Genomic DNA, 12,277 nt, shown 5'->3' with positions numbered 1-12,277 from the left:
CCTATGAAGCCATTGACCGAACCCGAGATCCGCGCCGCCTTCGTCAACTGCACCAAGGGTGAGGCCTCGCGTCTGAACGTCCCCCGCGACCTGGCCGAGCAGCCCTGGGAGGACCTGGACTTCCTCGGCTGGCGCGACCCGCAGGCCCCCGACCGGGCCTACCTCGCCGCCGTGATCGACGGCCGCACGGTGGCGGTCGCGCTGCGCTCCTCCGGCGCCGCCTCCTGGCAGGCCCGCCGCAGCCTCTGCTCGCTGTGCGTCACCACGCACACCGGGGGCGTCTCGCTGCTGGTGGCGGCCCGCGCCGGGAAGGCCGGCAAGCAGGGCAACTCGGTCGGGGCGTACATGTGCTCCGACCTCGCCTGCTCGCTGTACGTGCGCGGCAAGAAGGAGGTCGGCACCAAGCTGCACGAGTCGCTCACGCTGGAGGAGAAGATCGGGCGCACGATCGCCAACCTCGCCGCCTTCCTCGCCAAGGTGACCGCGTGACCCGCCCCGGCGCCGTTGCCGGGGCGTCGGCGTGACCTTCTCCGGCGCCGCCCCGCACCGGTGCGCGCCGATCGTCGGAGTCGGCCGTTCGGCGGTACGGGGGCGGCCCGGCCGGGCATACTGAGGGGACCGCCGGGCCTGCCCGGCGGTGACGCGACGAACCGTCAGTTCCCTTCAGTGAGCGGCGGTTCGGCCACCCGGCGGCCGCTCCCGGAGCCAGGGAGGGCCATGTCCGAGGAGATACCGGGCACCGAGCAGCCAGCACCGCAGGACGTACCGTCCGACGCCACCGCGCCGTCCGATCACGCCGCGCCGTCCGGCACCGTACCGGCCGCCTTCGAACGGTGCGCCCGGCTGGTGCTCGCCGGCCGCTACGAGGAAGCCCTGACGGCGACCGAGGAGACGGCCGTACTCCTGCGGGGGCGCACCGGCGGCAGCCGCCCCGCGGACCGGGAGACGGCGGCCGTACTCGCCTACGTCCTGGTGCTCCGCTGCGAGGCGCTGTCCAAACTGGGCCGCTGGGACGAGTGCCTGAGCACCGCCTCCGAGGCGGTCGACCTGGGGCGCGGGCAGGCCGTGACGGCGCCGTTCACCGCGCCGCTCGGCGCCACCCTGCTCGGCCTCGGCACCGCGCTGTGGGGCCTCGGCCGCCCGCAGGAGGCGGTCGCCGTGACCCGGGAGTCCGTCGACCTGCACCGGCAGCTCGCCCGTGCGGACCACTCCTTCCGGCCGCAGCTCGCCAACGCGCTCAGCCAGCTCGGCGTGGTGCTGTCCCGGCTGGGCCGGCACGCCGAGGCCCTGGACGTCACCAAGGATTCGGTGTCCCTCTACCGCCGACTGGTCGCGGCGGACCAGGCCGACCACACCCACGGACTCGCCCAGGCGGTCAACAACCTGGCCCGTCGTCAGTCGGCGCGCAACCAGCACCGCCGGGCGCTCAGGAGCATCCAGGAGGCGGTGGCGCTCTACCGCCGGCTGGCCGCGGCCAATCCGGCGGTCCACCGCCGTGACCTCGCGATGGCGCTGGGCAACGCGGCCCGGATGCACAACGGCCGGGCCGAGTCGCTGGCCGCCGTGGCGGAGGCGGTCGCCATCCTGGAGGAGCTGGAGCGGACCGAACCCGGGGTCCACGGCGGGCTGTTCGCCGACTCGCTGTCCCTGCACGCGGCGGCGCTCGCCGACCTGGGGCGGTTCCGGGAGGCCGCCGAGGTCACCACCAGGGCGGTCGCGATGATGCGCGAGCAGGCCGCGCTCAACCGGGTGGCGCGGCGGGGCGACCTGGCCGTAGCACTGGCGTTCCACGCCCGGGTGCGGGTCGAGGCCGGCCTCGACCTGGCCGGCGGCCTGGCCGCGGCGACGGAGGCGGTCGCGCTGATGCGCGTCCTCGCGGCCGAGATCCCGGCCCTCTACGCGTCCTCGCTCGCGGAGGTCGTCGCCCTCGAGAGCCGGCTGCGCGCGGCCGTACCGCGGGGGGACGCGCCCTGACCGTTCCGTCCCGCCCGTCCGTCCGTCCGCGATGTTCCGCCCGGTCCGCGCTGTTCCACCAGGCCCGACTGTTCCGCCCCGCCCGTCCGGCCCCGTCCGACCACCCGGGCGGGGCCGCGTCGGATCGGCGGCCGGCTCGTTGGACCGGGCATGGCGGACGACGCGGACGAGACGGACGGCCCGGGCGACGGTGGCTCGGTGCCGATGGTGTGGGCGCTGGCGGTGCGGGCGGTCGAGCTCGGACCGCCCTTCGCCGAACTGATCGTGGAGATCGGCCCCGCCCTGTTCGCGGCCTTCGTCGACAACGCGGTGGACAGCGGGTTCGTGCTGGCCGCGGGGGAGCCGCCCGCCACCACCGCCGTGGTGGAGCTGGCGGGCAGTGCCCTGGTCCGGCTGGTCATGGTGGGCGGGCGGCAGGCCTGGGAACCGGCTTCCGAGGTCCTGGCCTCGCCCGGCTGGCTGACCGCCGCCGCCGGACGGCGTGCCGTCGTGGTGCTGGTCGTCCCGCCCGGCACCTGGCCGCCCGGCCTGATGGACCTGGACCCGGCGGCCGGCGCCGAACTGCTGACCCGCAGCCTGGAGACGGCCCGGGCCGCCGGAGCGGTGCTGCACGGCACGGCCGGCTACCGGCGGTACGACGGCTGACCGGCCCCCGCCCGGGTGGCAGTTCGCCCGCCCGGGCGGGCGTTCGTGCAGGTGGAGCGGGGCCTCCACGGTGCGTCAGGTGGCGTAATGCGGTGGCAACGAAAAACCGGCCGCCGCCGCTCTATGGTTCTCGCCGAACCCGTCCCCGGCCCCGGAGCAGCACCGATGACCAGCGAGAACCCGACCCGCACCGGCTCCCGCCGGCTGCGCGCCGACCGTGCCCGGCAGGTGGCCGACGTGCTGCGCCGGCAGGTGCTCGGCGAGGCGTTCGCGGACGGCGCGCTGCCCCGCGAGGACGAACTCGCGGAGGAGTTCGGTGCCTCCCGCAACACCGTCCGGGAGGCGCTGGACCTGCTGCGCGGCGAGGGGCTGGTGCGCCGGGTGCCCGGCTCCGGCACGCTCGTCGTGGCGGAGAAGGTCCCGCACGGGCTGAACCGACTCCAGGGCCTCGCCGAGACCCTGCACGAGCACGGCGAGGTGGTGAACGAGGTCCGCTCCTTCGGCCCGGTCCGCGCACCCGGCCCGGTGGCCCGCCGCCTCGGACTGCCGGAGGGCGCCGACGTGGTCTACGTCGAGCGGCTCCGGCGGCTGAACGGGCTGCCGCTCTCGCTCGACCTGACCTATCTGGCCCCGGACATCGGTGCCGAACTGACCGCCGAGGCCCTGGTGGACCAGGACATCTTCGGCCTGATCGAGCAGGTCACCGGGCGGTCGCTGGGCCGCGCGGACATCACCCTGGAGGCGGTCAACGCCGACGCGCACTCCGCCGCGATGCTCGAAGTGCCGCGCGGATCGGCGCTGCTGATGCTGGAACGCCTCACCTCGCTGTCCGACGGGCGGCCCGTCGACCTTGAGTACGTCCGCTTCCGCGGCGACCGCATCACCATGCAGGGCAGCCTGCTGCGCGACATCCCCTGAGCGCTGCCCCGCCCGTCCCACCGCCCGCCCTACCGACCGCCCTGTCGCCCGCCCACCGCCCGTTCCACCGCGCGACACCCCGTCGGCGCGCCCCCGGCGCGCCCCGACCCCGACCCCGAGGAAGCCCATGGCACTCGCCGACCACCGTACCGACGTGCCCGTGACCGTCGACGCCTCCCTGTGCATCGACGGCTGCACCCTCTGCGTGGAGATGTGCCCGCTGGACTCCCTGGCCATCGACCCGGAGAGCGGCAAGGCCTACATGCACGTGGACGAGTGCTGGTACTGCGGCCCCTGCGCCGCCCGCTGCCCCACCGGCGCGGTCACCGTCAACATGCCCTATCTGATTCGCTGAGGTGCTGCCGGATGCCTTCCAACACCAGAGCCGAGGTCAGCACCGCCGCCGGAACCGCCGCCCGGCCGCGGCGGGTCGCGGCGGCGCTGCTCGCCGCCGCCTCGCTGACGGCCGCGACCGCCTGCTCCGCCGCCTCCGCCGACGCCGGGACGGTCGAGGTGGTCGTCGGCTACCAGTCGAAGACCATCAACACCGTGACCGCCGGCACCCTGCTGCGGGTCCAGGGCTACCTCGAACAGCGCCTCGCCGAACAGGGCCGCACCGACGGCCGCACGTACCGGGTCAGCTGGCAGGACTACGACTCCGGGGCGCCGATCACCGCCCAGATGCTCGCCGGCAAGATCGACATCGGCTCGATGGGCGACTACCCGCTGCTCATCAACGGCTCCCGCGCCCAGGACGCCGGCGGACCCGGCACCCGGCTGGTCTCCGTCACCGGCTACAACCTGCTCGGCGCGCTCAACTCCGTCGTGGTGCCCACCGGTTCGCCCGCGCACACGCTGGCCGACCTCAAGGGCCGCAAGGTGTCGACCTCGGTCGGCTCCGCCGCCGACGGCACCCTGGTCCAGGCGCTCGCCCGGGCGGGCGTGGCGGAGGGCGAGATCCAGAAGCAGAACCAGCAGCCCGCCGTCGGCGCCTCCGCGCTCAAGGCCGGCAGCGTCGACGCACTGGCCCAGTTCGTCGCCTGGCCCGGCGCCGTGGTCTTCGCCGGCGAGGGCCGGCTGCTCTACGACGGCGCCGCGCTCGGCCGCCCCACCCTGCACGGCGTGGTGATCCGCCAGGCCTACGGCACCGAACACCCCGCCGTCGTCCGGGCCTTCCTCCAGGCCCAGGCCGACGCGACCCGGTACCTGAACGAACACCCCCTGGACGCGAGCCGCAAGGTCGCCGACGCCACCGGCCTGCCGCCCGAGGTCGTGCACCTCTACAACGGCCCCAACGGCATCGCCACCTTCGCCACCCCGCTGGACCGGGAACTGCTGGACGCCCTGCGCGCGGACGTGCCCTTCCTGCGCTCGGTGGGCGTGCTCAAAGCCCTCGACGTCGAGCGCTTCGTCGATCCGTCCTACCAGGAGCGGGCCGCGCTCCCCGCCGTCCCGCCGGCCCGGATCACCGGCACCGACGAGGTCTGCGGCCGTCCCGTCACGGACCCCCGGCTGGCCGGTGAGATCTGGTACGAGGGCGAGGACACCACCCACCCGGCCGCCGACCCCCGCTGCCTGCTGCGCGCCCTGAAGGCGCCCGGCCGCAAGGCCCGCGCCGCCTACGTGCCCGACGCCGCCACCGGGACCCGCTGGTTCGCCGACAAGGACCAGTGGGTGCGCGACGGCGACGCGCTGCTGCCCTTCACCACCGAGGAGGGCGCCGCCGGATACCTGGCGGCGCACCCGGACGCGCGGCGGATCTCCTACCGGGAAGCCCTGGAGGCCGCGTGACCGCGCCACCGCAGGCCCCCCGGGCGGCCGCCGCGCCGTCCGCCGGGCCCGCCGGCACTCCGGACGGGCCCCTCGCCGTTCCCGCCGCGAGCCCGTCCGGGGGCGGTGCCCGGTCCGGCCGGGCCGCCCGGCGGACCCGGCAGGGGCTCGCCCTGCTCGCCTTCGCCGGGATCTGGCAACTGCTGACCGCCCGGAACGTCCGGTTCTGGCTGCGCTTCGACCAGCTGCCGACCGCCGTCGAGGTCGGCCGGGCGCTGGTCCTCCGCATCGGCACCGCCGAGTACTGGCACGACCTCGCCGACAGCCTGCGGCGGATCGGCTGCGGATTCCTGCTGGCCGCCCTGCTCGGGGTCGCCGCCGGGGTGCTGACCGCCCGTTCCCGCTGGGCGGCCGACCTGCTCGGCCCGGTGCTCGAACTGGTCCGCCCGATCCCGGCCATCGCACTGGTCCCGGTCGCGATCATGCTCTTCCCCGAGAACGAGCAGGGCATCGTCTTCATCACCGGCACCGCGGCCTTCTTCCCCGTCCTGGTCGCCACCCGGCACGCCGTCCGGGCCGTCCCCCCGCTGTGGGAGGAGGCCGTGCGCACCATGGGCGCGGGCCGGGCCCGGGTGCTGTGGAGCGTCGTCCTGCCGGGTGCCCTGCCCGGGGTCGCCGGCGGCCTGTCGGTCGGGCTCGGCGTCGCCTGGATCTGCGTCATCTCCGCCGAGATGGTCTCCGGCCAGTTCGGCGTCGGCTACCGGACCTGGTCCGCCTACACCGTGCTCGACTACCCGGGCGTGTTCGTCGGCATGGTGACGATCGGGCTGCTGGGCCGGGTCACCTCCGGCGCCGTCGAACTCCTCGGCCGCCGGCTCACCGCCTGGCTGCCCCCGACCGGGCCCACCGCCCCCGCGGCCGTCGCCCCGGGACCCGGCCCCACGGAGGTGCGGACATGAGCCTGCGACTGACCGCCAGGGGCCTGCGGCTCGGCCACCCCGGACACCCCGTGCTCGACGGCGTCGACCTCGACGTGGCCCCGGGCGAACTCCTCACCGTGCTCGGCCCGTCCGGCGGCGGCAAGTCCACCCTGCTGCGCGCCCTGGCCGGCCTGCTGCCGCCGGCCGGCGGCGAACTCCTCGCCGACGGACGGCCGCTGCGCGGACCGGACGCCGAACGGGCGCTGGTCTTCCAGGAGGACGGCCTGCTGCCCTGGCGCACGGTGCGGCGCAACGTCGAACTCCCGCTGGCCGTCCGGCGCACGCCGAGGGCCCGACGGCGCGCCCCGGTCGCCGAGTGGATCCGGCTGGTCGGCCTGGACGGGCTCGAACGCCGCTTGCCGCGCGAGCTGTCCGGCGGCCAGCGCCAGCGCGTCCAGCTCGCCCGCGCCCTGGTCGGAGCGCCCCGCGCCGTCCTGATGGACGAACCGTTCGGCGCCCTCGACGCCGGGACCCGAGCCGGGATGCAGCGACTGCTGCTGACCGTCCGCGAGCGCGAGGGCTGCACCGTCGTCCTCGTCACCCACGACGTCGACGAGGCCCTGCTGCTCGGCGACCGGGTCGCCGTCCTCGGCGGGGGCACCCTCGCCGCCGTCCACGACGTCCCCCACCCCCGTGGGCCCGCCGCCCGCACCGACCCGGCGGCCCGCACCGCCCCGGCCGTCCGCGCGCTGCGCGGCCTCCTGCTGGAACAACTCGCGGGCGCCGCCGCGACCCTGCCCGGGCAAGCGCCGGAAAAGCCCGCCGGTCCCGCCCCGACCCCGCCCGGGCAAGCGCCGGAACAACTCGCCGGTCCCGCCCCGACCCCGCCCGAGAAAGGCCCCCGATGAGGATCCCCGACCTCGCCGACACCCGGCAGCTGAGCTGCGACGTCCTGGTGGTCGGCGGCGGCACCGCCGGCTCGATGGCCGCGATCAGCGCGGCCGAGGCCGGGGCGCGCGTCCTGCTGCTGGAGAAGGCCCACGTCCGCCACTCCGGCGCCCTCGCCATGGGCATGGACGGCGTCAACAACGCCGTCGTCCCCGGTCGCGCCGACCCGGACGACTACGTCGCCGAGATCACCCGCGCCAACGACGGCATCGTCGACCAGCGCACCGTCCGGCAGACCGCCACCCGGGGCTTCGCCATGGTCCGGCGCCTGGAGGGCTACGGGGTGAAGTTCGAGAAGGACGAGCACGGCGAGTACCTGGTGCGCCAGGTCCACCGCTCCGGCAGCTACGTGCTGCCCATGCCGGAGGGCAAGGACGTCAAGAAGGTGCTCTACCGGGTGCTGCGGGAACGCCGGCTGCGCGAGCGGATCACCATCGAGAACCGGGTGATGCCCGTGCGGGTGCTCACCGCCGACGGGCGGGCGGTGGGCGCCGCCGGGTTCGACACCCGGACCGGCGGGTTCGTCACCGTCTCCGCCGGAGCCGTCGTCCTCGCCACCGGGCCGTGCGGCCGCCTCGGCCTGCCCGCCAGCGGTTACCTCTACGGCACCTACGAGAACCCCACCAACGCCGGCGACGGCTACGCCATGGCCTACCACGCCGGCGCGGAGCTGAGCGGCATCGAGTGCTTCCAGATCAACCCGCTGATCAAGGACTACAACGGCCCCGCGTGCGCCTACGTGGCCAACCCCTTCGGCGGCTACCAGGTGAACCGGCACGGGGAGCGGTTCGTCGACTCCGACTACTGGTCCGGCCGGATGATGGCGGAGTTCGCCGACGAGGTCGCCTCCGACCGGGGCCCGGTGTTCCTGCGCACCACCCACCTGCCGGAGGAGACCGTGCAGGCGCTCGAATCCATCCTGCACACCACCGAGCGCCCCACCCGCGGCACCTTCCACGCCGGGCGCGGGCACGACTACCGGACCCACGACATCGAGATGCACATCTCCGAGATCGGCCTGTGCGGCGGACACTCCGCCTCCGGCGTCCAGGTCGACGAGAACGCCGCCACCACCGTCCCCGGGCTCTACGCCGCCGGGGACCTCGCCTGCGTCCCGCACAACTACATGATCGGCGCCTTCGTCTTCGGCGACCTCGCGGGCACCCACGCCGCCACCCACCTGCCGGCCGGGCACGCCGACCTGCCGCAGGACCAGATCGAGGCCGCCCACGCCCTGGTGTACCGGCCGCTGCGCAACCCCGACGGGCCGCCGCAGGCCCAGGTCGAGTACAAGCTCCGGCGCTTCGTCAACGACTACATCGCCCCGCCGAAGACCGGCGCGCGGCTCTCCCTGGTGCTCGACCACCTCGACCGGATGCGCGGGGAGATCGCGGCGATGGGCGCCCGGACCCCGCACGAGCTGATGCGCGCCGTCGAGGTCGACTTCATCCGGGACTGCGCCGAGATGGCCGCGCGCTCCTCGCTCGCCCGCACCGAGAGCCGCTGGGGCCTGTACCACCAGCGCACCGACCACCCCGGACGGGACGACGAACGCTGGTTCAGCCACCTCAACCTGCGCCGGAACGCCGACGGCGCGATGGAGTTCCTCACCCGCCCCGTCCACCCCTACCTCGTCCCCGTGGAGGGCCTGGAACCGCCGGCGCTCCCGGTGACCCTGCTGGGCGAGGTCCACCCGGAGCCGGTCGGCCGCGCCCCCGGCACCGCCGCCCCGGTCCGGGCCGCCGGGGCCGCCCCCGCCGTCGCCACGTCACCGGCCTCGCCCCGGCTGCTCGACCTGCTGCGGGTCGCCGAGGGGCGGCCGACCGTCGACCGGCTGGCCGGCTTCCTGGCCGACCCGGCGGCCGAGGTGCGCCGCACCGCGCTCACCGTGCTGACCGAGCACGCCCCGCCCGGTACCGGCCCCGCCCTCGCCCGGGCCCTGACGGACACCGACGGTCCGGTCCGGGCGGCTGCCGTCGCCGGACTGCGCGAACTCGCCGAGGTGCTGGACGGGCCTGAGCTCGGCCCCGCCCTCGACCTCGGCGCGGACTCGCCCGACCCGGTGGTCCGGGCCGGGGCGCTGGAACTCGCCCGGGTGCTGCGGACCGGCACCGCCCGGCGGTTCGCCGGGGCCCTGGCCGACGCCGCCGTGCCGGTGCGGCTCCAGGCCGTGCGCGGCCTGGTCGCGCTGGACGACGCCGCCGCGCTGGCGGGCGCCGCCGGGGACCCGGCCCGGGAGGTCCGGGTGGCGGTGGCGGAGGGGATCGGCACCGTCGGCGACCCCTCGGGCGGCCCCGCCCTGGTGGCGCTCGCCGCCGACCCGGATCCGCTGGTGCGGGCGGCCGCCCTCACCGGGGCCGCCGGGATCGGCTGCCCGCCGGAGCTGGCCGCCGTCGCCGTCGCCGTCGGCGCGACCGCGGCCGGGTCCTGGCGGATCCGCCGGGCGGCGGCTGCCGCGCTCGCGGTCGCGGGCGAACTGCCGCCGCTGCTGGCCCTGCTGGACGACCGGGAGGCCGATGTGCGGAAGGCCGCGGTGCGCGCCCTCGCGTCCCGGTCGGGCGAGCCCGTGGTGGCGGCGGCGCTGCGCGAGCGGCTCGCGGACTCCGACGCGGACGTGCGCGCGTACGCGCGGCTCGCGCTCGCGCGCCGGCCGGTGGCCGCGGGCGCTTGACGGCTCGCGGGCGGGGCCGGCGGTCAGTGCGCCGCCGGGCCGCTCCAGCCGACGGGTACGTGGCCGAGCCGGACGCGTTGCGGGTGGTCGCCGACGTCGACCGAGGAGGTGCGCAGCCCGGTGGCGAAGTCGATGGCGCTGACCCGGTCGGCCCCGGCCTCGGAGACGACGCAGGACGTCCCGTCGCCGTTGACGGTCGCCCAGTAGGGCTTGACGGCGGGCACCAGCGGCCCTTCCCGGAGGGTCGCCCGGTCGACGACGGTGGCGTAGTCGTCCACGGTGCCCGCGACGCAGAGCCGGTCCCCGGCGGGGCTCATCGCCAGACCGTGGTGGCGGGAGTCGTTGACCCAGGTGGTGCGGTCCTCGTCGGTCGCGGGGTTGGTGGGGAGGGTGCTGATCCGGGTGATCCGGTCGGCGGCGACGTCGTACTCCACCAGGCCGTTGAAGAAGGAGACCTGGAAGTACAGCGTCGAGCCGTCCGGGCTGAACGCGGCGGGCCGGACGGCGTCGGACAGGTCGGGGCGGCCGAAGGCGTCCAGCCGCTCCCGCATGTCGATCACCCGGACGGTGCGGAAGGTCGTCGCGTCGGCCACGGTGATCCGGCGGTCGCCCTTGGTCCAGTCCAGCCAAGGGGCGTCGAGGGCGGTGGTGACGTCGCCGATCGACATGTTCCAGATGGACCGGCCGCCGTCGGTGAAGAGGTTCTCGTGCGGCTTGTCGCCGGTCCGGAACGAGCCGAGTTGGCGGCCGGTGGCGATGTCGAGGACGTGCACGGTGTTGGCGGTGGAGGCGGAGACCACGACCCGGGTGCCGTCGGGCGAGAGCGCCATGTGGTCGGACCGGTAGCCCGCGACCGGGAAGCGCCAGTTGATCCGTCCGCTGGCGAGATCGATCGACACCACGTCGGCGAAGCTCGGCCGGGAGACGACGACGGCCGTGCCGTCCGGGGTGGAGTACATGTCGTCGACGAACTGGTCGTGGCCCTCGCCGGGGCCCAGCCTGATCCCGAGGAAGTAGCCCAGCTTGATCGGGTCGAGGTAGATCTCGGCGAGGCGGCGGTCCTTGTCGGGGACGACGTCGATCCGGGCGATCCGGGCCAGGTCGCCGCGCGAGGTGATGACGTCGGCGGTGCCGTCCCAGTTGTTGCCCACGAACATCACCTCGCGCAGGGCGGTGGCGGGAGGGGGCGACCCGGTCCGGTCGGCCGGGGACGCGTCCGCCGCGGTCCGGTCCGCCGCGGTCCGGTCCGCCGCGCCGGCGGTGGCGGTGGCGGCCGGCAGGGCGAGGGCGAGCGCGGCCGCGATGCCGAGGAGGGTCCGCAGGCGGTGGGGGCGCCGGGGGTGGGGGAGGGGCATCGAGGGCTCCTTGGAGAAGCGGTGCTCGGTCGGTACCCGGGTGTTCGCCGGTACCGGGGCGCTACTCGACGGTAGGGAGGGTCCGGCCGCCCTGGCAAGACCTCGGCGGCGCCTTGCTGACGATTCGTCAACAAGTCCCGCCCGGCTCCTTGACGGTGCATGGACACCGCTCTACAACGTAGTCAGCTCCCGGAATCCCCCACCTCGGCCCCCTGCCCGGGCCCCGGAAGCATGCCCGCTCGTCGTCCCCCACCGAGCTCGCCGAGCCCACCCGGCCCACCGAGCCCACCGAGATCGAGGCCCCCATGCGTATCCGCACCTGCCTTGCCCTGGCCGCGGCCGCCACGACCCTGGCCGTCGGCGCCGTCCCGGCGTCCGCCGCCCCCTCCGCCGTCGCGGTGCTGACCACCGGCGACGCCGCCGGCGCGGCCGTGACCGCGGGCGACACCCTGGTCGCGTCGCTCGCGGCCGGGACCAAGGCCACCTTCTACTCGGCCACCACCGGAGCCACCGGCGTGACCTGCGGCGTTTCGCCGTTCACCGCCCGGGCCCTGACCAACCCCGACGCGCCGGGGACGGCGACCGCCTCCCTGACCGGCATGAGCTTCGGCTCCTGCACGGCCAATGTCACCGGCGTCACCTCGGTGAAGAGCCTCACGGTCGGCAACCTCGCCTACACCCTCTCGCTCGGCGGCGGGCCCGTCGTGCTGGCCGGCGGCGCGGCCGGCCCGATCCAGGCCACGGCGGTGCTGAACAGCTGGTTCGGCACCCTCACCTGCACCTACCAGCTCAGCGGCGCCTTCACCGGCACCTCCGACAACGCCACCCACACCCTGGCCTTCCGCAACGAGCACTTCGTCAAGAGCGGCGGCTCGGGCCTCTGTCCCGGCGAGGGCTACTTCTCGGCGACCTACGGCCCGCTGGCCGACTCCAGCCGGGCGGGCTCCCCGGTGGTTCACGTCAACTGACGGCACGTGCCGCCGGCCCGGACGCGTCGTCGCCCGACTTGTCCGGGCCGGCGGTTCCCGTTGCTCGTGCGCACGACGTTCGCGCACGCGCCGGTCGGGCTCCCGTTG

Annotated in this window: 11 protein-coding genes; 10 read left to right on the top strand and 1 reads right to left on the bottom strand. The window is 75.6% G+C overall.

Translation table 11 applies throughout. The features are described 5' to 3' along the window. The first annotated feature begins 3 nt into the window (after positions 1-3). From ACIPYS_RS28905 to ACIPYS_RS28865, 9 genes are all read left to right on the top strand, one after another. Positions 4-489, top strand: coding sequence for an FBP domain-containing protein (locus ACIPYS_RS28905; protein ID WP_400751425.1), 486 nt, complete (start codon positions 4-6; stop codon positions 487-489). 228 nt (positions 490-717) lie between these two features. Then, on the top strand, positions 718-1,974 hold the full coding sequence (locus tag ACIPYS_RS28900; RefSeq protein WP_400751423.1) for a tetratricopeptide repeat protein: 1,257 nt from the start codon (positions 718-720) through the stop codon (positions 1,972-1,974). 150 nt (positions 1,975-2,124) lie between these two features. Beyond that, complete coding sequence (locus tag ACIPYS_RS28895) at positions 2,125-2,619, top strand: hypothetical protein (protein ID WP_093864057.1); 495 nt, start codon at positions 2,125-2,127, stop codon at positions 2,617-2,619. A gap of 165 nt (positions 2,620-2,784) precedes the next feature. Beyond that, complete coding sequence (locus ACIPYS_RS28890) at positions 2,785-3,537, top strand: GntR family transcriptional regulator (RefSeq protein WP_400751419.1); 753 nt, start codon at positions 2,785-2,787, stop codon at positions 3,535-3,537. A gap of 127 nt (positions 3,538-3,664) precedes the next feature. Beyond that, positions 3,665-3,892 carry a ferredoxin family protein gene (locus ACIPYS_RS28885; protein WP_093864059.1) on the top strand — a complete coding sequence of 76 codons (228 nt, stop codon included), beginning with the start codon at positions 3,665-3,667 and terminating at the stop codon, positions 3,890-3,892. A gap of 11 nt (positions 3,893-3,903) precedes the next feature. Beyond that, entirely contained in the window at positions 3,904-5,328 is a 1,425-nt protein-coding gene (locus tag ACIPYS_RS28880; protein ID WP_400751416.1) for an ABC transporter substrate-binding protein, read from the top strand. Between the two features lie 152 nt (positions 5,329-5,480). Continuing rightward, positions 5,481-6,266 (top strand): ABC transporter permease, encoded by a 786-nt coding sequence (locus ACIPYS_RS28875; RefSeq protein WP_400751654.1) that lies wholly within the window; start codon positions 5,481-5,483, stop codon positions 6,264-6,266. Then, positions 6,263-7,135 carry an ABC transporter ATP-binding protein gene (locus ACIPYS_RS28870; RefSeq protein ID WP_400751413.1) on the top strand — a complete coding sequence of 291 codons (873 nt, stop codon included), beginning with the start codon at positions 6,263-6,265 and terminating at the stop codon, positions 7,133-7,135. The genes ACIPYS_RS28875 and ACIPYS_RS28870 overlap by 4 nt, the downstream gene beginning before the upstream one ends. Further along, complete coding sequence (locus ACIPYS_RS28865; protein ID WP_400751410.1) at positions 7,132-9,846, top strand: fumarate reductase/succinate dehydrogenase flavoprotein subunit; 2,715 nt, start codon at positions 7,132-7,134, stop codon at positions 9,844-9,846. Before ACIPYS_RS28870 ends, ACIPYS_RS28865 begins: the two co-directional genes overlap by 4 nt. Positions 9,847-9,869: 23 nt before the next feature. Here the strand turns inward: ACIPYS_RS28865 and ACIPYS_RS28860 are convergent, their stop codons facing one another. Then, a complete protein-coding gene (locus ACIPYS_RS28860) occupies positions 9,870-11,201 on the bottom strand; it encodes a YncE family protein (protein ID WP_400751407.1) in 1,332 nt (443 codons plus the stop codon). 305 nt (positions 11,202-11,506) lie between these two features. Here ACIPYS_RS28860 and ACIPYS_RS28855 point away from each other — a divergent pair, with 305 nt between their 5' ends. After that, positions 11,507-12,169: a hypothetical protein gene (locus ACIPYS_RS28855; protein WP_093864065.1), complete on the top strand. Its 663-nt coding sequence runs from the start codon at positions 11,507-11,509 to the stop codon at positions 12,167-12,169. Positions 12,170-12,277: the final 108 nt, after the last annotated feature.

Origin of the sequence: Kitasatospora sp. NPDC089913 (assembly GCF_044748625.1) — a bacterium.
In the GTDB taxonomy this organism is placed as follows: Bacteria; Actinomycetota; Actinomycetes; order Streptomycetales; family Streptomycetaceae; genus Kitasatospora.
This window is presented reverse-complemented; position numbering and strand designations above follow the sequence as displayed.